Source organism: Pseudomonas sp. GW460-12-10-14-TSB1 (genome assembly GCF_017349775.1).
Lineage (GTDB): Bacteria > Pseudomonadota > Gammaproteobacteria > Pseudomonadales > Pseudomonadaceae > Aquipseudomonas > Aquipseudomonas piscium.
The window spans coordinates 14,383-39,689 of sequence record NZ_JACNAC010000045.1 but is presented as its reverse complement, the minus strand read 5'-3'; the positions used below and the strand labels follow the sequence as shown (position 1 = coordinate 39,689).

Annotated in this window: 22 protein-coding genes; 19 read left to right on the top strand and 3 right to left on the bottom strand. The window is 59.5% G+C overall.

Going from position 1 to position 25,307, the window contains the following annotated elements:
- The first annotated feature begins 139 nt into the window (after positions 1 to 139).
- Entirely contained in the window at positions 140 to 511 is a 372-nt protein-coding gene (locus J4D52_RS22395; protein ID WP_025805257.1) for a hypothetical protein, read from the top strand.
- 59 nt (positions 512 to 570) lie between these two features.
- On the opposite strand, the gene J4D52_RS22390 is transcribed toward J4D52_RS22395, so the two are convergent.
- Positions 571 to 2,124, bottom strand: coding sequence for a beta (1-6) glucans synthase (locus J4D52_RS22390; protein WP_102677670.1), 1,554 nt, complete (start codon positions 2,122 to 2,124; stop codon positions 571 to 573).
- Positions 2,125 to 2,465: 341 nt separating this feature from the next.
- On the opposite strand from J4D52_RS22390, the gene J4D52_RS22385 reads away from it, so the two are divergent.
- From J4D52_RS22385 to J4D52_RS22375, 3 genes are all read left to right on the top strand, one after another.
- A complete protein-coding gene (locus tag J4D52_RS22385; protein ID WP_025805259.1) occupies positions 2,466 to 3,317 on the top strand; it encodes a glycine betaine ABC transporter substrate-binding protein in 852 nt (283 codons plus the stop codon).
- Positions 3,318 to 3,509: 192 nt separating this feature from the next.
- Complete coding sequence (locus J4D52_RS22380; protein WP_009042787.1) at positions 3,510 to 3,821, top strand: DUF485 domain-containing protein; 312 nt, start codon at positions 3,510 to 3,512, stop codon at positions 3,819 to 3,821.
- Positions 3,818 to 5,476, top strand: a complete 1,659-nt coding sequence (locus J4D52_RS22375) for a cation acetate symporter (protein ID WP_016702212.1) — start codon at positions 3,818 to 3,820, stop codon at positions 5,474 to 5,476. The genes J4D52_RS22380 and J4D52_RS22375 overlap by 4 nt, the downstream gene beginning before the upstream one ends.
- Before the next feature lie 308 nt (positions 5,477 to 5,784).
- Here J4D52_RS22375 and gltA read toward each other — a convergent pair whose 3' ends face one another.
- The gene (gene gltA, locus J4D52_RS22370) at positions 5,785 to 7,074 is read right to left on the bottom strand and encodes a citrate synthase (protein ID WP_009047765.1); all 1,290 of its coding nucleotides are present in this window, start codon (positions 7,072 to 7,074) and stop codon (positions 5,785 to 5,787) included.
- A gap of 351 nt (positions 7,075 to 7,425) precedes the next feature.
- Between gltA and sdhC the strand changes: the two genes are divergently transcribed.
- The 12 genes from sdhC to J4D52_RS22310 all read left to right on the top strand — a co-directional run bounded on the left by sdhC (position 7,426) and on the right by J4D52_RS22310 (position 21,870).
- Entirely contained in the window at positions 7,426 to 7,812 is a 387-nt protein-coding gene (gene sdhC, locus J4D52_RS22365; RefSeq protein ID WP_169915034.1) for a succinate dehydrogenase, cytochrome b556 subunit, read from the top strand.
- Positions 7,806 to 8,174, top strand: coding sequence for a succinate dehydrogenase, hydrophobic membrane anchor protein (sdhD, locus tag J4D52_RS22360; RefSeq protein WP_007931497.1), 369 nt, complete (start codon positions 7,806 to 7,808; stop codon positions 8,172 to 8,174). The genes sdhC and sdhD overlap by 7 nt, the downstream gene beginning before the upstream one ends.
- 3 nt (positions 8,175 to 8,177) lie before the next feature.
- Positions 8,178 to 9,950, top strand: a complete 1,773-nt coding sequence (gene sdhA, locus J4D52_RS22355; RefSeq protein ID WP_009047766.1) for a succinate dehydrogenase flavoprotein subunit — start codon at positions 8,178 to 8,180, stop codon at positions 9,948 to 9,950.
- A 12-nt stretch (positions 9,951 to 9,962) separates the two neighbouring features.
- On the top strand, positions 9,963 to 10,667 hold the full coding sequence (locus J4D52_RS22350) for a succinate dehydrogenase iron-sulfur subunit (protein ID WP_007931501.1): 705 nt from the start codon (positions 9,963 to 9,965) through the stop codon (positions 10,665 to 10,667).
- A 276-nt stretch (positions 10,668 to 10,943) separates the two neighbouring features.
- A complete protein-coding gene (locus J4D52_RS22345; protein WP_025805260.1) occupies positions 10,944 to 13,775 on the top strand; it encodes a 2-oxoglutarate dehydrogenase E1 component in 2,832 nt (943 codons plus the stop codon).
- 42 nt (positions 13,776 to 13,817) lie between these two features.
- On the top strand, positions 13,818 to 15,038 hold the full coding sequence (odhB, locus tag J4D52_RS22340; RefSeq protein ID WP_063429055.1) for a 2-oxoglutarate dehydrogenase complex dihydrolipoyllysine-residue succinyltransferase: 1,221 nt from the start codon (positions 13,818 to 13,820) through the stop codon (positions 15,036 to 15,038).
- A gap of 112 nt (positions 15,039 to 15,150) precedes the next feature.
- On the top strand, positions 15,151 to 16,587 hold the full coding sequence (gene lpdA / locus J4D52_RS22335) for a dihydrolipoyl dehydrogenase (protein ID WP_025805261.1): 1,437 nt from the start codon (positions 15,151 to 15,153) through the stop codon (positions 16,585 to 16,587).
- A 224-nt stretch (positions 16,588 to 16,811) separates the two neighbouring features.
- Positions 16,812 to 17,978: an ADP-forming succinate--CoA ligase subunit beta gene (sucC, locus tag J4D52_RS22330; RefSeq protein WP_009047768.1), complete on the top strand. Its 1,167-nt coding sequence runs from the start codon at positions 16,812 to 16,814 to the stop codon at positions 17,976 to 17,978.
- Positions 17,978 to 18,859: a succinate--CoA ligase subunit alpha gene (gene sucD / locus J4D52_RS22325; RefSeq protein WP_007931513.1), complete on the top strand. Its 882-nt coding sequence runs from the start codon at positions 17,978 to 17,980 to the stop codon at positions 18,857 to 18,859. Before sucC ends, sucD begins: the two co-directional genes overlap by 1 nt.
- A 383-nt stretch (positions 18,860 to 19,242) precedes the next feature.
- Entirely contained in the window at positions 19,243 to 20,556 is a 1,314-nt protein-coding gene (gene brnQ / locus J4D52_RS22320; RefSeq protein WP_063429057.1) for a branched-chain amino acid transport system II carrier protein, read from the top strand.
- 175 nt (positions 20,557 to 20,731) lie between these two features.
- The gene (locus J4D52_RS22315) at positions 20,732 to 21,469 is read left to right on the top strand and encodes a DUF599 domain-containing protein (RefSeq protein ID WP_025805264.1); all 738 of its coding nucleotides are present in this window, start codon (positions 20,732 to 20,734) and stop codon (positions 21,467 to 21,469) included.
- On the top strand, positions 21,469 to 21,870 hold the full coding sequence (locus tag J4D52_RS22310; protein WP_063429059.1) for an MAPEG family protein: 402 nt from the start codon (positions 21,469 to 21,471) through the stop codon (positions 21,868 to 21,870). The genes J4D52_RS22315 and J4D52_RS22310 overlap by 1 nt, the downstream gene beginning before the upstream one ends.
- A gap of 65 nt (positions 21,871 to 21,935) precedes the next feature.
- Here J4D52_RS22310 and J4D52_RS22305 read toward each other — a convergent pair whose 3' ends face one another.
- Positions 21,936 to 22,187 carry a hypothetical protein gene (locus tag J4D52_RS22305; protein ID WP_009047772.1) on the bottom strand — a complete coding sequence of 84 codons (252 nt, stop codon included), beginning with the start codon at positions 22,185 to 22,187 and terminating at the stop codon, positions 21,936 to 21,938.
- A gap of 158 nt (positions 22,188 to 22,345) precedes the next feature.
- Here J4D52_RS22305 and J4D52_RS22300 point away from each other — a divergent pair, with 158 nt between their 5' ends.
- From J4D52_RS22300 to htpG, 3 genes are all read left to right on the top strand, one after another.
- On the top strand, positions 22,346 to 22,822 hold the full coding sequence (locus J4D52_RS22300; RefSeq protein ID WP_063429061.1) for a PaaI family thioesterase: 477 nt from the start codon (positions 22,346 to 22,348) through the stop codon (positions 22,820 to 22,822).
- Positions 22,819 to 23,271, top strand: coding sequence for a PaaI family thioesterase (locus tag J4D52_RS22295; RefSeq protein ID WP_063429062.1), 453 nt, complete (start codon positions 22,819 to 22,821; stop codon positions 23,269 to 23,271). Before J4D52_RS22300 ends, J4D52_RS22295 begins: the two co-directional genes overlap by 4 nt.
- An 88-nt stretch (positions 23,272 to 23,359) precedes the next feature.
- Positions 23,360 to 25,264 carry a molecular chaperone HtpG gene (gene htpG, locus J4D52_RS22290; RefSeq protein WP_025805268.1) on the top strand — a complete coding sequence of 635 codons (1,905 nt, stop codon included), beginning with the start codon at positions 23,360 to 23,362 and terminating at the stop codon, positions 25,262 to 25,264.
- Positions 25,265 to 25,307 lie beyond the last annotated feature (43 nt).

The window sequence follows — 25,307 nt, the reverse complement described above, 5'->3', positions numbered from 1 at the left end:
GGGCAAAGCCGGATCGGCGGTAATAGTCGCCAGACGATACACTTTGCCGCTGTTTGCTCAACAGTTATCTGTGTAACAGGCTTGCTTACCGGCCTCGGGCGATTATGCTGGGCACCGTTTTCGCTTATCGGAGTGCTTCATGTCCCGCCGTTTTCCCGTGATTCTGCTGCTTGTTGTCCTGCCGTTGTGGCTGGCCGCCAGTTATGGCGTGCGCTATGGCTTCATGGAGGACGCTCGATGGGTCGGCGTCTGCGTCGACGAGGCCAGCCGCTGGGAGTGCCAGGCGCGTTCCAGCCTGGGGCTGCTGATCCACTTCAAGGTCATGGGCTGGGCGGCGCTGGCGGCGTCCCTGATCGCCTTCGTGATACCGGGTCGTGCCGGCTGGAGCCTGGCGGTGCTGGCGCTGCTGTTCGGCTTTCCGGCGCTGGCGCTCTACAACACCAGCCTGGCGGTGTTTGCCATTGTTATCGGTGCCTTGCGGCTGGTGCGGGCGCCTGGCGCGGTAGAGTGACTTGAATCGCCGGTAATAAAAAAGGGATGACCATGGTCATCCCTTTTTTCTGTCAGGCCTCAGGCTTTGCGAGCCCGCAAGCTGCGCCACAGGGCGGCGACCATCAGCACGCTGACCAGGGCCCAGCCCCAGGCCTGCTGGTTTTCCAGGCCTTCGCGATACAGCTGAGGGGCGATGCCGGCACCGAGGATAAAGGTCAGCAGGGCAATTTCGCGACGCGGCACCCGCACCGGACGGCACAGGTAGACCAGGGCCGGCAGGAGCAGGGCGGCGCTGGGGAAGCTGCGATAGCGTGGGTCGAACACCAGCTCCAGCATCATCACCGCGGCGGCGAAGCCGGCAGCAGCAAGCAGCCAGCCGGCACGTTTTTCCAGGCTGTCGAAAGCGCGTTGGCGCCAGCCGGTTTGTGGGCTCAGGCTCAGTGCCGCGTGGGCCAGCACCAACAGGTTCAGGGCCAGCAGCAGGCCTGCCCAGAACCATTCCCCGGCAAAGCGGCTGGTGACCCGCGCCAGCTCGCCCCAGGCGCCGATGGAGCAGGCGGCGAGGGCGCCAAGCAAGGGCAGGACCAGGGCCGCGCGAGTGCCGCGGACCCGGCCACCGAGGATCAGCGTGGCAAGGAAGATCACCCCGCCCACGCCCAGCCACAATGGCCAGTAAGGCAGGTTCGACACCGGCCCGGCGAGCACTCCCTTGTCCTGGCGATCGGCATCGAACAGCCCCCAGTAACCGCCGACCGCGCCTTCGCTGGCACGTTTCCACGGCTGGTCGAAGGCTTCGATCAGGTTGTAATGCCAGCCATTCTGTTCGGCCATGACCACAAAACCACGGATGAACTTGGCCTCGTTGACCCGGCTCGGCAGGGCGGTTTCGCGCTGGCGGCCTTCGCTGGGCCAGCCGGTTTCGCCGATCATCACGTCCTTGGGCGCGAACTTGTTGCCGAACACCTGGCGCACCTGGGCCACATGGTTCAACGCGGCATCGATGTTGGACGGATCGTCTTCCCAGTAGGGCAGCAGGTGAATGGTCAGGAAGTCCACTGCCGGCGCGATTTCCGGGTGCTTGAGCCAGAACTCCCAGACGTCCGCGTAGGTGACCGGCTGTTTGACGTGGGCCTTGACCTTGTTGATCAGCCGGGCCAGTTGCGGGCCGGTGACTTCCTTGCGCAGCAGGGCTTCGTTACCGACGATCACCGAGCTCACCACATCCGGGTTGGCATTGGCCGAGGCGATCAGCAGGTCGACCTCTTTTTCGCTGTCCACCGGGTTGCTGTTGATCCAGGCGCCGATCATCAGCTTCAGGCCGTGCTTGCGCGCCAGGTCCGGCAGGGCTTCGAGGCCGGTCATGGAATAGGTACGGATGCACTCGAAGCGGGTCGCCAGCAATGCCAGGTCGGCGTCCATGCGCTCCGGGCGCAACTTGAACGGCTGGTCGAAGGGCGACTGGTCCTTGTCGAACGGGGTGTAGGACGCGCATTGCAGCTTGTGGCTGGCGCTGGCGACATCCGGCAGCACCACCGGTTGGCCGAGGCCGTACCAGAAGCCACAGAGCGCGAAGAGCCCCAGCAGGCAGGCGAATAGATAGGGCAGAAGCGGGAAGCGGGCAATCGAGGGCATGGTCAGGCCGTCAGGAAACAAAGCCGGGCATCTTACCCGGATTTGCCGCTGCCCAGGTGGCCTGCATGATTTTGACATGCAAAGTTCGGGCGGGATTGGGCGACTGTTTTGGGCATGCCCTGATTACTGGCGAACTGGTGTCGTTGCTGAATGTTTTGAGGTCGCAGTCAGAGCAGGTCGCCTTTGGCGTCAGGTTGATGATCGACGCGTCAGAGTTCTCATAGGGCAATCGCGCTGATGTTCGAGCAAGTCGGTGGGGCGTGATGAGGGCGCTGTGCACCATAACAACAGGTTGACGCGGCTCGGCACCCGTCGGGCGCAGCACTTTCGGGGAAGTAACGATGAAGATGCGACGACTCTTAGGCGCAGGTGCCGGTCTGGTGCTTGCGATCAGCTCCACCCTGGCCAGCGCCGACAGCAAAACCCTGAGCATCGGCTATGTCGACGGTTGGTCGGACAGTGTGGCGACCACCTATGTAGCCTCTGAGGTGATCAAGCAGAAACTCGGTTATGACGTGAAGCTGCAGGCTGTGGCGACCGGGATCATGTGGCAGGGCGTGGCCACCGGCAAGCTGGACGCCATGCTATCGGCCTGGCTGCCGGTGACCCACGGCGAGTACTGGACCAAGAACAAGGACAAGGTGGTCGACTACGGTCCCAACTTCAAGGACGCGAAAATCGGCCTGATCGTGCCGGAGTACGTCAAGCCCAAGAGCATCGCCGACCTGAAGGATGACACCAGCTTCAAGAACAAGATCGTCGGTATCGATGCCGGCTCGGGCGTGATGCTCAAGACCGACCAGGCCATCAAGGACTACGGTCTGGACTACAAGCTGCAAGCCAGTTCGGGCGCGGCGATGATTGCCGAACTGACCCGTGCCGAAGAGAAGAACGACTCCATCGCGGTCACCGGCTGGGTGCCGCACTGGATGTTCGCCAAGTGGAAGCTGCGCTTCCTGGACGATCCGAAAGGTGTTTACGGTGCTGCTGAAACCGTCAACAGCATTGGCAGCAAGGGCCTGGAGAAGAAAGCGCCGGAGGTTGCGGCCTTCCTGAAGAAGTTCCAGTGGGCTTCCAAGGATGAAATCGGCGAGGTGATGCTGGCAATTCAAGAGGGCGCCAAGCCGGAAGCTGCGGCCAAGGACTGGGTGGCCAAACACCCTGAGCGCGTCGCCGAGTGGACCGCTAACTGATCAAGGAAGTGTCTAGATAGCAGGTCTTGAGGCCGTCGGGTGTTCGCACCCGGCGGCCTTTTGTTTTGGCTGGTGCAAAAGTGCCTGTAAGGGGGGCTGTCGTTCTAATACTAAGGTCGTCTGGAACCGGCCCGAGAGCTGCATAGAGTGGACTACGTTCCAACTAAAATCTGTGCTGCGAGGATAAAAACAATGAACGACAGCATTTACCTCTCGATTCAAAACAGCTCGCGTTTCAAGGAGCTGGTCAGCAAGCGCGAACGATTCGCCTGGATACTGTCGGCGATCATGCTTGGGCTTTATTCGGGCTTCATCCTGCTGATTGCCTATGGACCCCATGTGCTGGGGGCAAAACTCAGTCCTGAATCATCCATCACCTGGGGTATTCCCATTGGTGTCGGGTTGATTGTCGCGGCCTTTGTCCTGACCGGCATCTACGTGCGACGCGCCAATGGCGAATTCGACGACCTGAACAATGCGATTCTCAAGGAGGCTCAGCAATGATCCGGCGTCTATTGGCTTTTTTTAGCGTCGCGGCCTTTGCTCCAAGTCTCTGGGCGGCCGACGCCCTGACCGGCGAAGTACATAAACAACCCCTCAATGTCTCTGCGATCATCATGTTCGTGCTGTTCGTCGGGGCCACCCTGTGCATCACCTACTGGGCCTCCAAGCGCAACAAGTCGGCGGCTGACTACTATGCTGCGGGCGGCAAGATCACCGGTTTCCAGAACGGTCTGGCGATTGCCGGTGACTACATGTCGGCGGCGTCCTTCCTGGGAATTTCCGCCCTGGTGTTCACTTCCGGCTATGACGGCCTGATCTATTCGATCGGCTTCCTGGTGGGCTGGCCGATCATCCTGTTCCTGATCGCCGAGCGCCTGCGCAACCTGGGCAAGTACACCTTTGCCGACGTGGCGTCCTATCGCCTCGGGCAGACCCAGATCCGCTCGCTGTCGGCCTGCGGCTCGCTGGTGGTGGTGGCGTTCTACCTGATCGCGCAAATGGTTGGTGCCGGCAAGCTGATCCAGCTGCTGTTCGGCCTCGATTACCATGTGGCGGTGATCCTGGTGGGTATCCTGATGGTGCTGTACGTGCTGTTCGGCGGCATGCTGGCGACCACCTGGGTGCAGATCATCAAGGCGGTCCTGCTGCTGTCCGGCGCCTCGTTCATGGCGCTGATGGTCATGAAACATGTCAACTTCGACTTCAACATGCTGTTCTCCGAAGCCACCAAGGTTCACCCCAAAGGTGAAGCGATCATGAGCCCGGGCGGCCTGGTGAAGGATCCGATCTCGGCCTTCTCCCTCGGCCTGGCGCTGATGTTCGGTACCGCGGGCCTACCGCACATCCTGATGCGCTTCTTCACCGTGAGCGACGCCAAGGAAGCGCGCAAGAGCGTGCTGTATGCCACCGGCTTCATCGGCTACTTCTACATCCTGACCTTCATCATCGGTTTTGGCGCGATCCTCTTGGTCAGCACCAACCCGGCGTTCAAGGACGCGGCGGGCGCTCTGCTCGGCGGCAACAACATGGCGGCGGTGCACCTGGCCAATGCCGTGGGCGGCAGCGTGTTCCTCGGCTTCATCTCGGCGGTGGCGTTCGCCACTATCCTGGCGGTGGTGGCTGGCCTGACCCTGGCCGGCGCCTCGGCGGTTTCCCACGACCTGTATGCCAGCGTGATCAAGAAGGGCAAGGCCAACGAGAAGGATGAAATCCGCGTCTCGAAGATCACCACTGTGTGCCTGGGGGTGCTGGCGATTGCCCTGGGCATCCTGTTCGAGAGCCAGAACATCGCGTTCATGGTCGGCCTGGCGTTCTCCATCGCGGCGAGCTGCAACTTCCCGGTACTGCTGCTTTCCATGTACTGGAAGAAGCTCACCACCCGCGGCGCCATGATTGGCGGCTGGCTGGGCCTGGTCAGTGCCGTTGGCCTGATGATCCTCGGCCCGACCATCTGGGTGCAGATCATGGGGCATGAGAAAGCCATCTTCCCTTACGAGTACCCGGCGCTGTTCTCGATGATCATTGCCTTCATCGGGATCTGGTTCTTCTCCATCACCGACAAGTCCACTGCGGCTGACAATGAGCGGGCGCTGTTCTTCCCGCAATTCGTGCGCTCGCAGACCGGCCTGGGCGCCAGCGGGGCGGTATCGCACTAAGGCTCCTGTGTATCGGCTTCTATATATAAGCTGAGTTGCAAACCAATGCCCCTGTCGAGAGACAGGGGCATTTTTGTTGGCTCCAGGAATGGGTCGTTCCTTGTAGCCGCTGGCGCAACCTGCGATCGAGCACGCAGCGCTCGCAAGCTCTTCAGTGAGAGGGGGTGGAGTTGGCGTTCCATATCCGCTGTGCGGCCGAATACAGGCTGCTACAGGGAAATGGCGGGGGAGGGGGGTACAAACGAATACGGCCTCTATAAAGAGACCGTATCCGGTGCAGTCAAGACGTTAGCGCAAGGCAACAGGTCTTACTTGCGGTCTTCCAGCTTGGTGATGTCGCGCGACTCGTAGCCGGTGTACAGCTGGCGAGGACGGCCGATCTTGTAAGGGCTGGAGAGCATTTCTTTCCAGTGCGAGATCCAGCCGACGGTACGCGCCAGGGCGAAGATCACGGTGAACATGCTGGTCGGAATGCCGATGGCCTTGAGGATGATCCCCGAGTAGAAGTCGACGTTCGGGTACAGCGAGCGTTCGATGAAGTACGGGTCGGTCAGGGCGATCTCTTCCAGGCGCATGGCCAGTTCGAGTTGCTTGTCGTGCTTGATGCCCAGCTCTTTCAGCACTTCGTCGCAGGTCTGCTTCATGACGGTGGCGCGTGGGTCGCGGTTCTTGTAGACGCGGTGGCCGAAGCCCATCAGCTTGAACGGATCGCTCTTGTCCTTGGCCTTGGCGATGAACTTGTCGATGTTCGAGACATCGCCAATTTCGTCGAGCATGGTCAGTACCGCTTCGTTGGCGCCGCCGTGAGCCGGGCCCCAGAGTGCAGCGATACCGGCAGCGATACAGGCGAACGGGTTGGCACCCGAGGAGCCTGCCAGGCGTACGGTGGAGGTCGATGCGTTCTGCTCGTGGTCGGCATGGAGGATGAAGATCCGGTCCATTGCCTTGGCCAGCACCGGGCTGATCGGTTTGATCTCGCACGGGGTGTTGAACATCATGTGCAGGAAGTTTTCCGCGTACGACAGGTCGTTGCGCGGGTACATCATGGGTTGGCCCATGGAGTACTTGTAAACCATCGCGGCCAGGGTCGGCATCTTGGCAACCAGGCGGATCGCGGAGATTTCGCGATGCTGCGGGTTATTGATGTCCAGGGAGTCGTGGTAGAAGGCCGAGAGGGCGCCGACTACGCCGCACATGACGGCCATCGGGTGGGCGTCGCGACGGAAGCCGTTGAAGAAGGTCTTCAACTGCTCGTGAACCATGGTGTGGTTCTTCACGTTGCTGACGAACTGGGCCTTCTGTTCTGCGGTCGGCAATTCGCCGTTGAGCAGCAGGTAGCAGGTTTCCAGGTAGTCCGACTTTTCAGCCAACTGTTCGATTGGGTAGCCGCGGTGCAACAGAATGCCGTTGTCGCCGTCGATATAGGTGATTTTCGACTCGCAGGAGGCGGTCGACATGAAACCCGGGTCAAAGGTGAAGCGGCCCGTGGCCGTCAAGCCCCGAACATCGATTACATCGGGACCAACGGTGCCGGTTAAAATGGGCAGCTCGACGGGGGCTGCGCCCTCGATGATCAACTGCGCTTTTTTGTCAGCCATGTGGCCTCCTATTTATGCTTGAAATCATCAGACAGACCCCCCACGCAGGGCCCGCACCACTATAGTGAGATAAATCCGAATGTCAATTTGCCTAAAGTCTTGCCCCAGAAGGCTTTAACCGGACTTTTTCCTCGAAATTCCCCGCCATTTACGCCTTTTATCCGCCTAACGCAATGAGCTATTAGGGGAAGGGGATTGCGTTGTCATTAGTAGCCTAACTGTCTATACTCGGCCACCGACCGCCATGGGCTTTCGGGCCCGGTTTGATGGGGGTCGTCACTCCCTGGGTGGTGGGTACCTGACCAGTGCACTCCCCAACAACTTTGCCCTGATTGTTAGGGGCTCTTCAGTGTGAAAAAAGCCGTGAATAGCCAACGACCTGTAAACCTAGACCTAAGGACCATCAAACTCCCAGTCACTGCTTACACGTCCATCCTTCACCGTATTTCCGGTGTCATCCTCTTTGTGAGCCTTGCCATCATGCTTTATGCATTGGACAAGTCGCTCAGCTCCGAGGAAGGCTTCGGCGAGGTGAAAGCGTGTCTGACCAGTCCGCTAGCCAAGCTAGTGATTTGGGGCATCCTGTCCGCCTTGCTGTATCACTTGGTTGCCGGTGTGCGCCATTTGATCATGGACATGGGCATCGGTGAGACGCTGGAAGGCGGCAAGCTGGGCTCTAAAATCGTTATCGCCGTATCCGTGGTGGTAATCGTTCTGGCAGGAGTTTGGATATGGTAACTAACGTCACGAACCTGTCGCGTTCGGGCCTCTATGACTGGATGGCACAACGTGTGTCTGCGGTCGTTCTCGCGGCTTATTTCATCTTCCTGATCGGATACCTCGTTGCGAACCCGGGCCTTGGCTACGAGCAATGGCACGCACTGTTCTCCAACAACTGGATGCGTATCTTCAGCCTGCTGGCCATGGTTGCTCTGGGCGCTCACGCCTGGGTCGGCATGTGGACCATTTCGACCGACTACCTGACGCCGATGGCGCTGGGCAAATCGGCGACTGCAGTACGTTTCCTTTTCCAGGCAGTATGCGGCGTTGCAATGTTCGCCTACTTCGTCTGGGGTGTGCAGATTCTCTGGGGTATCTGATTCATGGCTAACATTCCAACGATTTCTTTCGACGCCATCATCATTGGTGGCGGCGGCGCCGGCATGCGTGCCGCATTGCAGCTGGCCCAGGGCGGCCACAAGACTGCAGTGATCACCAAGGTGTTCCCGACCCGCTCGCACACTGTGTCGGCCCAGGGCGGCATCACCTGCGCCATCGCGTCGGCCGACCCGAACGATGACTGGCGCTGGCACATGTACGATACCGTCAAGGGTTCCGACTACATCGGTGACCAGGACGCTATCGAATACATGTGTCAGGAAGGCCCGGCCGCGGTTTTCGAGCTGGACCACATGGGTCTGCCGTTCTCCCGCACCGAAACCGGTCGTATCTACCAGCGTCCTTTCGGCGGTCAGTCCAAGGATTACGGTAAAGGTGGTCAGGCTGCCCGTACTTGCGCAGCTTCCGACCGTACCGGTCACGCGCTGCTGCACACCCTTTATCAGGGCAACCTGAAAGCCGGCACCACCTTCCTGAACGAGTATTACGCCGTTGACCTGGTGAAGAACCAGGAAGGCGCGTTCGTCGGTGTGATCGCGATCTGCATCGAAACCGGCGAAACCACCTACATCCGCGCGAAAGCCACCGTACTGGCGACCGGCGGTGCAGGTCGTATCTATGCCTCCACCACCAACGCCCTGATCAACACCGGTGACGGTGTCGGCATGGCGCTGCGTGCCGGCGTGCCGGTACAAGATATCGAAATGTGGCAGTTCCACCCGACCGGCATCGCCGGCGCCGGTGTACTGGTTACCGAAGGCTGCCGTGGTGAAGGCGGTTACCTGATCAACAAGCACGGCGAGCGTTTCATGGAGCGTTATGCTCCGAACGCCAAAGACCTTGCCGGTCGTGACGTTGTTGCCCGTTCGATGGTTAAAGAGATCATCGCTGGCAACGGTTGCGGTCCGAATGGCGACCACGTGATGCTCAAGCTCGACCACCTGGGCGAGGAAGTGCTGCACAGCCGTCTGCCAGGCATCTGCGAACTGTCCAAGACTTTCGCACACGTTGACCCAGTGGTTGCTCCAGTACCAGTGGTTCCAACTTGCCACTATATGATGGGCGGCGTGCCGACCAACATTCATGGCCAGGCAATCACCCAGAACGCCGAAGGCGTGGATGAGATCATCCATGGTCTGTTCGCTGTGGGCGAAGTGGCTTGTGTATCGGTTCACGGTGCCAACCGCCTGGGCGGCAACTCGCTGCTCGACCTGGTGGTATTCGGCCGCGCTGCCGGCCTGCATCTGGAAAAAGCCCTGACCGACGGCATCGAATACGATGACGCAACCGACGCCAACATCGAGGCTGCCCTGGCACGCCTGAACGCTCTGAACGAGCGTACTGATGGCGAAGATGTGGCAACCCTGCGTCGCGAGCTGCAAAGCTGCATGCAGAACTACTTCGGCGTATTCCGTACCGGCGAATACATGCAGAAGGGCATTGCCCAGCTGGCCGAGCTGCGTACTCGTATCGCCAACGTCAAGATCAACGACAAGTCGCAGGCGTTCAATACTGCACGTATCGAAGCACTGGAGCTGCAGAACCTGCTGGAAGTGGCCGAAGCCACCGCCATCGCTGCCGAAGTGCGCAAAGAGTCCCGCGGCGCCCACGCCCGTGAAGACTTCGAAGACCGCGACGACGAAAACTGGCTGTGCCACACCCTGTACTTCCCGGGTGAGAAGCGCGTTGCCAAGCGTGCCGTTAACTTCTCGCCGAAGACTGTTCCGACTTTTGAACCAAAAGTCCGGACTTACTAAAGGGTGATCGATATGTTGCAAGTCGAAGTTTATCGTTACAACCCTGACACCGACTCCGCGCCGAAAACCCAGGTTTTCCAGGTCGACACCGGTGGCAAGGATCTGATGGTGCTGGACGTACTGGCGCTGATCAAAGAGCAGGACGAAGGTTTCTCCTATCGTCGCTCCTGCCGTGAAGGCGTTTGCGGTTCCGACGGCATGAACATCAACGGCAAGAACGGCCTGGCGTGCATCACGCCGCTGTCTGCCGTGGTGAAGAACAACAAGCTGGTTGTTCGTCCGCTGCCAGGTTTGCCGGTTATCCGTGACCTGGTCGTCGATATGAGCATCTTCTACAAGCAATACGAGAAGGTGAAGCCATTCCTGCAGAACGACACGCCGGCTCCGGCCATCGAACGTCTGCAGTCCCCTGAAGAGCGCGAAAAGCTCGATGGTCTGTACGAGTGCATCCTGTGCGCTTGCTGCTCGACTTCCTGCCCGTCCTTCTGGTGGAACCCGGACAAGTTCCTGGGTCCAGCTGCTCTGCTGCAAGCCTATCGCTTCCTGGCAGACAGCCGCGACACCAAGACGTCCGAGCGTCTGGCTTCGCTGGATGATCCGTTCAGCGTATTCCGCTGCCGCGGCATCATGAACTGCGTCAACGTTTGTCCGAAAGGCCTGAACCCGACTAAGGCCATCGGTCACATACGTAACATGCTGCTCTCGAGCGGCGTGTGATTCAGCTGCTGTAACCCAGCTGTTGTAAAGGCAGGACCGCTGTACCCGTAGAGGCTACGGCGCAGGCTTCAACCGGCGCCGTAGTTTTAAGCTGAGCAGCAGCTCACAAAGTTGCCGCTCGTATTTTGAAGAAATGAGACAAGCAGGGGCATCCGGGCTGGTACCCGGACTATCAGCGTGATCCTAAGTGGCTTGTTTTGGTCGCTGCACTCGGACTTTTGCAAGTTTGCTCGGTGTCTTCGCCGGTGGTGTTCCCCTAACCGAGGGTGACCAAGCATGCAAGAAAGCGTGATGCAGCGCATGTGGAACAGCGCCTACCTATCCGGTAGTAACGCTGCCTATGTGGAAGAGCTCTACGAGCTCTACCTGCACGACCCTAACGCTGTGCCAGAAGAGTGGCGCACTTACTTCCAGAAGTTGCCTACCGACGGCAGCACTGCCATCGATGTTTCGCACTCGACAATCCGCGATCATTTCGTGTTGCTGGCAAAGAACCAGCGCCGCGCCCAGCCGGTATCCGCCGGTAGCGTGAGCAGCGAGCACGAGAAGAAGCAAGTTGAAGTGCTGCGATTGATCCAGGCCTACCGTATGCGTGGCCACCAGGCAGCCCAGCTTGACCCGCTGGGGCTGTGGCAGCGTCCTGCACCTGCAGACCTGTCAATCAATCATTACGGCTTGACCAATGCCGATCTTGATACGACCTTCCGTGCCGGCGACCTGTTCATCGGCAAAGAGGAAGCGAGCCTACGCGAAATTCACGAAGCGTTGCAGCAGACATATTGCCGCACCATCGGCGCTGAATTTACGCATATCACCGATTCCGAGCAGCGCCAGTGGTTCCAGCAGCGTCTGGAAAGCGTACGCGGCCGTCCGACCTACTCCACGGATATCAAGGGTCACCTGCTCGAGCGCGTCACCGCAGCTGAAGGCCTCGAAAAATACCTGGGCACCAAGTACCCGGGCACCAAGCGTTTCGGCCTGGAAGGCGGCGAAAGCCTGATCCCGATGCTCGACGAGCTGATCCAGCGTTCCGGTTCCTACGGCACCAAGGAAGTCGTGATCGGCATGGCCCACCGTGGTCGCCTCAACGTCCTGGTCAACACCTTCGGCAAGAACCCGCGCGAGCTGTTCGACGAGTTCGAAGGCAAGAAGAAGGTCGAGCTGGGCTCCGGTGACGTGAAATACCACCAGGGCTTCTCGTCCAACGTGATGACCACAGGCGGTGAAGTTCACCTGGCCATGGCCTTCAACCCGTCCCACCTGGAAATCGTTTCGCCAGTGGTCGAGGGTTCGGTGCGCGCCCGTCAGGATCGTCGCAACGACCAGACCGGTGACAAGGTTCTGCCAATCTCCATCCACGGTGACGCGGCATTCGCCGGTCAGGGCGTGGTGATGGAAACCTTCCAGATGTCGCAGACCCGCGGTTTCAAGACCGGCGGCACCGTGCACATCGTGATCAACAACCAGGTCGGTTTCACCATCAGCAACCCGCTGGACTCGCGTTCCACCGAGTACGCCACCGACGTCGCGAAAATGATCCAGGCGCCGATCCTCCATGTGAATGGTGATGATCCGGAAGCCGTATTGTTCGTGACCCAGCTGGCCATCGACTACCGCATGCAGTACAAGCGCGATGTGGTGATCGACCTGGTCTGCTACCGTCGTCGCGGCCACAACGAAGCGGACGAGCCTAGCGGCACCCAGCCTCTGATGTACCAGCAGATCGCCAAGCAGCGCACCACCCGTGAGCTGTATGCCGATCGTCTGGTCCAGGGCAGCGTGCTCGACGCCGAGCGTGTTCAGGCGAAAGTCGACGAATACCGCAACGCGCTGGATAATGGCCTGCACGTCGTGAAGAGCCTGGTCAAAGAGCCGAACAAAGAGCTGTTCGTGGACTGGCGTCCGTACCTGGGCCACGCCTGGACTGCGCGTCACGACACCACCTTCGATCTGAAGACCCTGCAGGAACTGTCCGCCAAGCTGCTGGAGCTGCCGGAAGGCTTCGTGGTTCAGCGTCAGGTCGCGAAGATCTACGAAGACCGTCAGAAGATGCAAGCCGGCGGCCTGCCGATCAACTGGGGTTATGCCGAAACCATGGCATACGCGACCCTGGCGTTCGAAGGTCACCCGATCCGCATGACCGGCCAGGACATCGGCCGCGGTACGTTCTCGCACCGTCATGCAGTCCTGCACAACCAGAAAGACGCCAGCACCTACATTCCGCTGCAGCACCTGTACGACGGCCAGCCACGTTTCGATCTGTACGATTCGTTCCTGTCCGAAGAAGCCGTACTGGCGTTCGAATACGGTTACTCGACCACCACGCCAAACGCGCTGGTGATCTGGGAAGCCCAGTTCGGCGACTTCGCCAACGGTGCCCAGGTGGTGATCGACCAGTTCATCACCAGTGGCGAGCACAAGTGGGGCCGTCTCTGCGGTCTGACCATGCTGCTGCCACACGGCTATGAAGGTCAGGGTCCGGAGCACTCTTCGGCTCGTCTGGAGCGTTACCTGCAGCTGTGCGCCGAGCACAACATCCAGGTCTGCATGCCGACCACCCCGGCCCAGATCTACCACCTGCTGCGTCGTCAGGTGATTCGCCCGCTGCGCAAGCCGCTGGTGGTCCTGACTCCGAAGTCGCTGCTGCGTCACAAACTGGCCATCTCGACCCTGGAAGATCTGGCGGAAGGTTCGTTCCAGACCGTTATTCCGGAAATCGATGCCCAGGATCCAAAAGATGTAGGTCGCATCGTTCTGTGTAGCGGCAAGGTCTACTACGACCTGCTGGAAAAACGCCGTGCTGAAGGCCGTGATGACATCGCCATCGTGCGTATCGAGCAGCTGTACCCATTCCCTGAGGACGACCTGATCGAAGTCCTGGCTCCGTACAAGAACCTCAAACACATCGTTTGGTGTCAGGAAGAGCCGATGAACCAGGGTGCCTGGTACTGCAGCCAGCATCACATGCGTCGCATCATCAGCGGTCACAACAAGTCGCTCGTACTCGAGTACGCCGGTCGTGACGCTTCTGCTGCCCCAGCTTGTGGTTATGCATCGATGCACGCCGAGCAGCAGGAAAAACTGCTGCAAGATGCTTTCACTGTTTAACGCCTTCGCGCACCTGAAACCGAATTTAAGGAACCACAGATAATGGCTATCGAGATCAAAGCCCCCACTTTCCCGGAATCGGTTGCCGATGGCACCGTTGCCACCTGGCACAAAAAACCGGGCGACGCCGTCAAGCGCGACGAACTGATCGTCGACATCGAAACCGACAAGGTCGTGCTGGAAGTTCTGGCCACCGCTGACGGCGTGCTGGGCGCTATCGTCAAGAACGAAGGCGACACCGTTCTGTCCGACGAAGTACTGGGCTCCATCGCTGAAGGCGCCGCTGCCGCTGCTGCTCCAGCCGCTGCCGCACCAGCTGTCGCTCAGGCCGCAGCTCCAGCCGCCGAAGGCGAAGACGATCCAATCGCAGCTCCAGCCGCGCGCAAGCTGGCTGAAGAGAACGGCATCAACATCGCCTCCGTTGCCGGTACCGGCAAAGGCGGTCGCGTGACCAAGGAAGACGTGGTTGCAGCCGTTGCTGCCAAGAAAGCCGCTCCGGCTGCCGCGCCTGCCAAGGCTGCTGCTCCTGCCGCTGCTGCTCCGGTATTCGCTGCCGGCGACCGCGTCGAGAAGCGCGTTCCGATGACCCGCCTGCGTGCCAAGGTTGCCGAGCGTCTGGTCGAAGCCCAGTCGAACATGGCGATGCTGACCACTTTCAACGAAGTCGACATGACCGAAGTCATGGCCCTGCGTTCGAAGTACAAGGATCTGTTCGAGAAGTCCCACAACGGCGTACGCCTGGGCTTCATGTCGTTCTTCGTCAAGGCTGCCACCGAAGCGCTGAAGCGTTTCCCAGCGGTCAACGCCTCGATCGACGGCTCCGACATCGTTTATCACGGCTACGCCGACATTGGTGTTGCCGTGTCCAGCGACCGCGGCCTGGTGGTTCCGGTTCTGCGTAACGCCGAACTGATGAGCCTGGCTGAAATCGAAGGCGGCATCGCTACCTTCGGCAAGAAAGCCCGTGACGGCAAACTGTCGATGGAAGAGATGACCGGCGGTACCTTCACCATCACCAACGGTGGTACTTTCGGTTCGATGATGTCGACTCCGATCGTCAACCCGCCGCAAGCGGCGATCCTGGGCATGCACAACATTCTGCAGCGTCCCATGGCGATCAACGGTCAGGTGGTTATCCGTCCGATGATGTACCTGGCTCTGTCCTACGATCACCGTTTGATCGACGGCAAAGAAGCAGTGACCTTCCTGGTTACCATCAAGAACCTGCTGGAAGACCCGGCTCGTCTGCTGCTGGATATCTGATTTCGTAGCATGGGCCGATCAGTGATGATCGGCCTTTCGCCGAAACGAACAGCTTCGTCCCACGACGGCCTCCACAAGGGGCCGTCCGGTTTGATTCGAGAAGGAATGACACATGACTCAGAAATTCGACGTGGTAGTGATTGGCGCAGGCCCAGGCGGCTATGTAGCTGCCATTAAAGCTGCGCAACTCGGCCTCACGACTGCCTGCATCGAGAAATATACCGACAAGGAGGGCAAACTGGCCCTCGGCGGTACTTGCCTGAACGTCGGCTGCATCCCTTCCAAGGCGCTGCTGGACAGCTCCTGGAAATTCCACGAAGCCCAAGACGGTTTCGCGATCCACGGTATCAGCCACGCTGGCGTGTCCATGGACGTGCCTGCGATGGTCGGCCGCAAGGCCAACATCGTGAAAAACCTGACCAGCGGTGTTGCCACCCTGTTCAAGGCCAACGGCGTGACCTCCATCCAGGGCCACGGCAAACTGCTGGCCGGCAAGAAAGTCGAAGTCACCAAGCCAGACGGCTCGGTGGAAGTGATCGAAGCCGAGAACGTCATCCTGGCGCCAGGCTCCCGTCCAATCGACATTCCACCGGCTCCGGTCGATCAGAAAGTGATCGTCGACTCCACCGGCGCCCTGGAATTCCAATCCGTACCAAAACGTCTGGGCGTGATCGGCGCTGGCGTGATCGGTCTGGAACTGGGTTCGGTATGGTCCCGTCTGGGCGCTGAAGTGACCGTCCTGGAAGCCCTGGACACCTTCCTGATGGCTGCAGACACCGCCGTCTCCAAGGAAGCGCTGAAAACCCTGACCAAACAGGGGCTGGACATCAAGCTGGGCGCTCGCGTCACCGGCTCCAAGGTCAACGGCGAAGAAGTGGTCGTGACCTACACCGATGCCAACGGCGAACAGAACATCACTTTCGACAAGCTGATCGTAGCCGTTGGTCGCCGTCCGGTGACCACTGATCTGCTGGCTGCCGATTGCGGCGTGACCCTCGACGAGCGCGGTTTCGTGCACGTTGACGATCACTGCGCCACCACCGTCCCGGGCGTTTACGCGATCGGCGACGTGGTTCGCGGCATGATGCTGGCGCACAAGGCCTCGGAAGAGGGCATCATGGTCGTCGAGCGCATCAAGGGCCACAAGGCTCAGATGAACTATGACCTGATCCCTTCGGTTATTTATACTCACCCGGAAATCGCGTGGGTCGGTAAAACCGAGCAGACCTTGAAAGCTGAAGGCGTTGAAGTTAACGTCGGCACCTTCCCGTTCGCAGCCAGCGGCCGTGCCATGGCAGCCAACGACACCGGCGGTTTCGTAAAAGTCATCGCTGATGCCAAGACTGACCGCGTACTGGGCGTCCACGTGATCGGCCCGAGCGCGGCGGAACTGGTTCAGCAAGGTGCGATCGGCATGGAATTCGGCACCAGCGCCGAAGACCTGGGCATGATGGTTTTCTCCCATCCGACCCTGTCCGAAGCGCTGCACGAAGCAGCACTGGCAGTGAATGGCGGCGCCATTCACATCGCCAACCGCAAAAAGCGTTAAGACAATAAGAAACCACGGCGGATTGCCCGTCGTGAGCCTTGCGAGCAAGACTCACCGCGGAACGTCCGCTGGACTCGACCTCACGGGAATCTTCATGCGTTGTGCCGCAGCCCAGGCTGCGGAGGCGGGGCAGGGGAGTCCGGTGAGGAGCGGTCACAGGTGGCGCGGCACTCATCAAGAGCGCAGCGCCGAATGCGCAGTACCTAACGAAGACGGTAAAAAGCATGAATCTTCACGAGTATCAGGGTAAGCAGCTGTTCGCTGAATACGGCCTGCCAGTATCCAAAGGCTACGCGGTAGACACCCCGGAAGAAGCAGCAGAAGCTTGCGACAAGATCGGCGGCTCCGAGTGGGTTGTCAAAGCCCAGGTTCACGCCGGTGGTCGCGGTAAAGCGGGCGGCGTAAAGCTGGTTCGCAGCAAAGAAGACGCTAAAGCATTCGCTCAACAGTGGTTGGGCAAGCGTCTGGTGACTTACCAGACTGACGCCAATGGTCAGCCAGTCACCAAGATCCTGGTTGAATCGTGCACTGATATCGCTAAAGAGCTGTACCTGGGCGCTGTCGTCGACCGTTCGAGCCGTCGCATCGTGTTCATGGCTTCCACCGAAGGTGGCGTGGACATCGAGAAAATCGCTCACGACACTCCAGAAAAAATTCTCAAGGCCACTATCGATCCACTGGTTGGCGCTCAGCCATTCCAGGGTCGCGAGCTGGCTTTCCAGCTGGGCCTGGAAGGCAAGCAAGTTGCCCAGTTCGCCAAGATCTTCGTTGGTCTGGCCAAACTGTTCCAGGACCACGATCTGGCTCTGCTGGAAGTGAACCCGCTGGTGATCAAGGCTGATGGCGATCTGCACTGCCTGGACGCGAAGATCAACATCGACGCCAACGCCATGTACCGTCAGCCTAAGCTGAAGACTTTCCACGATCCGTCGCAGGACGATCCGCGCGAAGCGCACGCTGCCAAGTTCGAACTGAACTACGTGGCCCTGGAAGGCAACATCGGCTGCATGGTCAACGGTGCCGGCCTGGCCATGGGTACCATGGACATTGTCAACCTGCACGGCGGCAAGCCAGCCAACTTCCTCGACGTAGGTGGTGGCGCTACCAAAGAGCGCGTGACCGAAGCCTTCAAGATCATCCTGTCCGACACCAACGTCGCTGCAGTACTGGTCAACATCTTCGGCGGCATCGTTCGTTGCGACATGATTGCCGAAGGCATCATCGGCGCAGTGAAAGAAGTCGGCGTGAAAATCCCGGTTGTTGTTCGCCTTGAAGGCAACAACGCTGAACTGGGCGCTAAAGTACTGGCAGAAAGCGGCTTGAACATCATCGCTGCTACCAGCCTGACCGACGCTGCTCAACAAGTTGTCAAAGCTGCGGAGGGCAAATAATGAGCGTCCTGATCAATAAAGACACCAAAGTTATCTGCCAGGGTATTACCGGTTCGCAAGGTAGTTTCCACACCCAGCAAGCCATCGAATACGGCACCAAGATGGTTGGCGGCGTAACTCCGGGCAAAGGCGGCACCGAGCACCTGGGCCTGCCTGTCTTCAACACCGTGAAAGACGCTGTAGCTGCCACTGGCGCCACCGCCAGTGTGATCTACGTTCCAGCTCCTTTCTGCAAGGACTCCATCCTGGAAGCGGCTTTCGGCGGCATCAAGCTGATCGTCTGCATCACCGAAGGCATTCCTACCCTGGATATGCTGGATGCCAAGGTCAAGTGCGACGAGCTGGGTGTTACCCTGATCGGCCCTAACTGCCCAGGCGTGATCACTCCAGGCGAATGCAAGATCGGCATCATGCCAGGTCACATTCACTTGCCAGGCAAGGTCGGTATCGTTTCCCGTTCCGGCACCCTGACTTACGAAGCCGTTAAGCAGACCACTGACGCCGGTTTCGGTCAGTCCACCTGCGTCGGCATCGGTGGTGACCCGATCCCAGGCTCCAACTTCATCGACATCCTGAAGCTGTTCCAGGAAGACCCGAAGACCGAAGCGATCGTGATGATCGGCGAGATCGGCGGTTCGGCTGAAGAAGAAGCGGCTGCCTACATCAAGGCTAACGTGACCAAGCCGGTTGTTTCCTACATCGCTGGTGTGACTGCTCCTCCGGGCAAGCGCATGGGCCATGCTGGCGCAATCATCTCTGGCGGCAAAGGCACTGCAGACGAGAAATTCGCTGCTCTGCAAGACGCAGGCGTGAAAACCGTGCGTTCGCTGGCAGACATCGGCAAGGCCTTGGCCGAGCTGACTGGCTGGGCTGTCAAGTAAGCCTCGCGCTTAGCTTGTAACTCTGCTGACAAAGGCCACCTTCGGGTGGCCTTTGTGCTTTGTGGGGAAGGGGAATTGTGGTGTTCGACGGCCTGATCGCGAGCAAGCTTCGCTCCTGAAAACCGGCGGGACCTAGTCATAATCATGGCAAACGGCTATTTATCTATATAAACGCGACACGGAAATGTCGCTTATCGGACAGTTCGCCCTCTAACAGTGCGTTTGTCTTACAAATTCGGTAGTCTAGCCGCCTCTTTTGCGTCTGCGTCCCACAAGGAAGCTGCGCGCTAAACGGGTCAGTCCTATACGGACCGACAGCATTTCCCTCACCCATAAGGGAAATCCCTCTCTAAATTCCGATTCAGTAGTGTGGTATTTCCCTAATGAAAGTGTTGAAAGGCCAGGACATTCTGGCACTGGGTTTTATGACCTTTGCCCTGTTCGTCGGGGCCGGCAATATCATCTTCCCGCCTATCGTCGGCTTGCAGTCCGGACCCAACGTCTGGATCGCGGCGCTGGGCTTTCTGATCACCGCTGTGGGCTTGCCGGTGGTGACCGTCGTGGCCCTGGCCAAGGTCGGCGGCGCGATGGACGCGCTGAGCAGCCCGATCGGCAAAATCGCCGGTGGCCTGCTGGCGGCGGTCTGCTACCTGGCGGTCGGCCCGTTGTTCGCGACGCCGCGTACCGCGACCGTATCCTTCGAAGTGGGCCTGGCGCCGCTGACCGGCGAAAGCCCGCTGGCGCTGTTCCTCTATAGCTCGGCTTACTTCCTGCTGGTGTTTTTCATCTCCCTCTACCCGGGACGCCTGCTGGACACCGTTGGGCGTTTCCTCGCGCCGCTGAAGATCATCGCCCTGGCCGTACTGGGCATCGCCGCGTTCGCCTTGCCGGCCGGTGATATCGGTGTGGCGACTCCCGAATACGTCGCGGCGCCGTTCTCCCAAGGCTTCATCAATGGTTACCTGACCATGGATACCCTGGGTGCGCTGGTGTTCGGCATCGTCATCGTCAACGCCATCCGTTCCCGCGGTGTCGAGTCGCCACGCCTGATCACCCGTTACGCGATCATCGCCGGGCTGATTGCCGGCGTCGGCCTGGCGCTGGTGTATGTCAGCCTGTTCCGCCTGGGCTCGGGCAGTCACGAAGTCGCGGCCGGCGCCACCAACGGCGCGGCGGTGCTGCACGCTTACGTGCAACATACCTTCGGTTCCCTGGGCAGCGGCTTCCTGGCCGTGCTGATTTCCCTGGCCTGCCTGGTGACCGCGGTTGGTTTGACCTGTGCTTGCGCCGAGTACTTCAGCCGCGTACTGCCGCTGTCGTACAAGACCCTGGTGGTCATCCTGGCGGCGTTCTCGCTGCTGGTGTCCAACCTGGGCCTGACCAAGCTGATCGCTTTCTCCATCCCGGTGCTGACCGCTATCTACCCGCCGTGCATCGCCCTGGTGGCCCTGAGCTTCTGCAAGGACTTCTGGCATGAGCAAGGCCGCATCGTCGGTCCAGTGATGCTGGTGTCCTTCCTGTTCGGCCTGATCGACGCCCTCAAGGGCGCCGGCCTGGCGGACTGGATGCCAACCCAGTTGATGCACCTGCCGCTGAGCGAGCAGGGCCTGGCGTGGCTGGTGCCTTCGGTCATGACCCTGGTGGTCGCTGTCGTCTGCGACCGCCTGCTGGGCAAGCGCAGCGAAGCGCTGGCCTAAACCGCTATCTGCCCGGGGCCCGTCACAAGCGGGCACCGAGTAGCCAAAAAAATGCCCCGTATCCAGCGATACGGGGCATTTTTTATGGGCGATGGATGGTGTCTTTTTTCCTCGATCAACGTCGAAGCAGTGCCAGTTGTATTCGCACTCTGCCAACGCCTATCTGGGAACCTGCATGTCGTTCGTCGAAGCCAACCTGATCCATCTCATCGCCGCCCTCTGGTTTGTCATCTGCTGGGGCGGCTATACCCGCTACGCGACATGGAAGGGTCGCGACACCGCGTGCCTGGCCAGCGTGCTGCACCTGTACCGGGAAGACTGGATGCGCCGCATGCTGCTGCGCGACAACCGCATCGCCGACGCCAGCGTGATCGGCAACCTGGAGCGCAATGCCTCGTTCTTTGCCTCCAGCACCCTGATTATCCTCGCCGGTATCCTCACCGTGCTCGGCGCTTCCGAGCGTGCGGTGTCGCTGCTGGCCGACATTCCCATGGTGCAGCAGGCTTCCCAGGGCATGTCGGAGATCAAGCTGCTGTGCCTGGCCCTGGTGTTCGTCTATGCCTTCTTCACCTTCAGCTGGTGCATGCGCCAGTACAACTTCGCAGCCATCCTCGTGGGTTCGGCGCCGATGATCGGTGAGCGACATGTTTCCGAACAGGAGCGAAAGGCCTTTGCCATGCGGGCCGCGCGGGTGATTTCCATGGCCGCCAACCAGTTCAACTTCGGCCTGCGTTCCTATTACTTCGGCATGAGCATGCTGGCCTGGTTCGTCAGCCCCTGGCTGTTCATGCTGATGAGCGCGGGTGTGGTGCTGGTGCTGTACCGCCGGGAGTTTCATTCCGACGTGCTGGACGTGATGGTCTATACCCCTACAGAGGCGCCATTGCCCGAGGTGAACAAGGAGATTGCCTGATGAGTATCGCGTTCTGGTGTGTGTTTATCAGCGCACTGTTGATTTACGTGGCACGGATGCCGGTGGCCAGGGCCATGAAAGAGCAGGGCGGTTACAACAATCACCTGCCACGCCAGCAACAGGCGCAACTTACCGGGTTCGGTGCCCGGGCGGTGGCGGCGCACCAGAACAGCTTCGAAGCCTTCATGTTATTTGCGGTCGGGGTGCTGATGGCCCATACCACCCAGACTCAGGGCTGGTTGATCGATGGCCTGGCGATCGTTTTCGTCATTACGCGGGTTATCTATCTGTTGTGCTATTGGGCGGATCTTGCCTGGCAGCGCAGTCTGGTCTGGTTTGTCGGTCTGCTCTGTTCAATGTTGCTGATGCTTAGTCCGATTTTTCGCCGCCTGTTGGCTTAGAGGTTATTCCAGACAAAGTAAAGCCCGCACTAGGCGGGCTTTCTTTTTGCTGCACTAAAACCGGATTAGTTGGTTTTAGGAGCGGCTTCCTTGGCAGCTTCTTCAACAGCTGCTTTGCTCGATTCAACCTGATCTTTGGCTGCATCGACGGTTTCTTTTGCGGCTTCGTTCACTTTATCCTGAGCTTCGTTCAGTTTCTGTTGAGCTTGCTCAGCATGTTGGTTGGCATCTTGAGCTTTGTCCTCGGATTTTTTATCGCAGGCAGCGAGACCGAGGGAAGCGGTCAGCATCAGGGCAATAGCTAAAGTCTTACGCATGGGGTGTTTCTCCTTATTGAAGATATCTTCTGGCCTTTCGAGCATGGCTCTACAGGTTAAGTTCCTTGAAAGCTAAAGATATATAAAGTGCCAGCAATATGGAACTTTTACCGGTCTCGTTAACTGAGCGGTTTTGACACCAACTAGAGAGTTGTCTTATGGAGCAAAACCCTGTTTTTGAGCGGGCGACGCGGTTTTTATCGGCGCTGCGCCATTGCCAGGTATTGGCAATGAGCGTGCACAGCGCTTCAAAAGACGGCATCACCCTGATGCTGCCTTACAGCCCGCAGATAGTCGGTAACCCACAGACCGGAGTGATCCACGGTGGCGCGCTGACCTCGTTGATGGACACCGCCTGCGGCATGGCCACCTTGTGCGTCCTGCCGGAATTCGAAGTCTGTCCGACCCTGGATTTGCGTGTCGACTACATGCACCCGGCAGAGCCGGGCAAAAGCGTATATGGCTTTGCCCAGTGCTATCGGGTGACCACCGATGTGATTTTCACCCGCGGTTTTGCCTATCAGGACGATCCCGAGCACCCCGTTGCCCATGTGGTGGGCACCTTCATGCGCATGGGCAAGGGCATCAAGGGCAGCAAAGGTTTTGCCGGCGCCATCAAGGGTGAGCAGCCATGAGTGACAATTTCCAGGAGCAAGTGCAACGAGCCCACCAGCAAGGCGATTACGCCGCACTGCTGCAGCTGATTCCCTACGCCAGGCTGATCGGCATCGAGTGTTCGCGGCAGGGCGATGAGTTGCTGTTTCGCCTGCCTGCCAACCGCGACAACATCGGCAACCCGTTGCTGCCGGCCCTGCACGGTGGGGTGATCGCCGGTTTCATGGAGCTGGCGGCGGCCCTGCATCTGTTGATTGGTACCGGCTCGCGCGGCGTGCCGAAGATCATCGACTTCTCCCTCGACTACCTGCGTGCCGGGCAGTTTCGCGATACCTATGCCAGATGCCAGGTCTGCCGCCAGGGCCGGCGGGTGGCGAACGTGGCCATCACCGCCTGGCAGAGCAGCGCGCAGGAGCCGATTGCCACCGCGCGAGCACATTTCAAGCTTGAAGAAAGTCCAGGCCCTTGAAATCTCAGGTATAGCCCCCAACTCTGTGGACATCCCGCCGTAAGCCCTCCGGGCGCGGCTTATGCCATCTGATTGGAGTTTGATGACCATGAGTGTGGAAACTCAAAAGGAAACCCTGGGCTTCCAGACCGAGGTAAAGCAACTGCTGCACCTCATGATCCATTCGCTGTATTCCAACAAGGAAATCTTCCTTCGCGAACTGATCTCGAACGCCTCTGACGCTGTCGACAAATTGCGCTTCGAAGCCCTGTCCAAGCCTGAGTTGCTGGAAGGTGGCGCGGAGCTGAAAATCCGTGTGAGCTTCGACAAGGACGCCAAGACCGTCACCCTCGAAGACAACGGCATCGGCATGAGCCGGGAAGATGTGATCACCCACCTGGGGACCATCGCCAAGTCCGGCACCGCCGACTTCATGAAAAACCTCACGGGCGACCAGAAGAAGGATTCGCACCTGATCGGTCAGTTCGGCGTGGGCTTCTATTCCGCCTTCATCGTCGCCGACAAGGTCGATGTCTTCACCCGTCGTGCCGGCCTCGCAGCCAGCGAAGGTGTGCACTGGTCCTCCAAGGGCGAAGGTGAGTTCGAAGTCGCGACCATCGACAAGGCCGACCGCGGTACCCGTATCGTCCTGCACCTGAAATCCGGTGAAGATGAGTTCGCCGATGGCTGGCGCCTGCGCAACATCATCAAGAAGTACTCCGACCATATCGCCCTGCCGATCGAGCTGCCGAAAGAGGCCGCTGCCGCCGAAGGCGAGGAGAAGCCTGCGCAGGAATGGGAAACCGTCAACCGCGCCAGTGCCCTGTGGACCCGTCCGCGCACCGAAATCAAGGACGAGGAATACCAGGAGTTCTACAAGCACATCGCCCACGATTTCGAGAACCCGCTGAGCTGGAGCCACAACAAGGTCGAAGGCAAGCTGGAATACAGCTCGTTGCTCTACGTGCCGGCCCGTGCGCCATTCGACCTGTACCAGCGTGAAGCGCCGAAAGGCCTGAAGCTGTACGTGCAGCGGGTGTTCGTGATGGACCAGGCAGAGTCCTTCCTGCCGCTGTACCTGCGCTTCATCAAGGGCGTGGTCGACTCCAACGACCTGTCGCTGAACGTGTCGCGGGAAATCCTGCAGAAAGACCCGATCATCGACTCCATGAAGTCGGCGCTGACCAAGCGCGTGCTGGACATGCTGGAAAAACTGGCGAAGAACGAGCCTGAGCAATACAAGGGCTTCTGGAAAAACTTCGGCCAGGTGATGAAAGAAGGCCCGGCCGAAGACTTCGCCAACAAGGAAAAGATCGCTGGCCTGCTGCGCTTCGCCTCCACCCAGGGCGACGACGGCGAGCAGAATGTTTCCCTGGCCGACTACCTGGCGCGCGCCAAGGAAGGTCAGGACAAGATCTACTACCTCACCGGCGAAACCTACGCGCAGGTCAAGAACAGCCCGCACCTGGAAGTCTTCCGCAAGAAAGGCATCGAAGTGCTGCTGCTGACCGACCGCATCGACGAGTGGCTGATGAGCTACCTGAGCGACTTCGACGGCAAGAGCTTTGTCGACGTGGCGCGTGGTGATCTGGACCTGGGCAACCTGGACTCGGAAGAGGACAAGAAGGCCGCGGAAGAAGTCGCCAAGAGCAAGGAAGGCCTGGTGGAGCGGATCAAGACCGCCCTGGGCGAGAGCGTCAGCGAAGTGCGGGTCTCCCACCGCCTGACCGATTCCCCGGCGATCCTGGCGATCGGTGAGCAGGACCTGGGCCTGCAGATGCGCCAGATCCTCGAGGCCAGCGGGCAGAAGGTGCCGGATTCCAAGCCGATCTTCGAATTCAACCCGGCTCACCCGTTGATCGAGAAACTCGACGGCGAGCGGAGCGACGAGCGCTTCGGCGATCTGTCGCACATCCTCTTCGATCAGGCGGCCCTGGCTGCCGGCGACAGCTTGAAAGACCCGGCCGCCTATGTGCGCCGTCTGAACAAGCTGCTGGTTGAACTGTCGGTTTAACTGCGTTGTATAAAAACCCGCTTCGGCGGGTTTTTTCATTCAG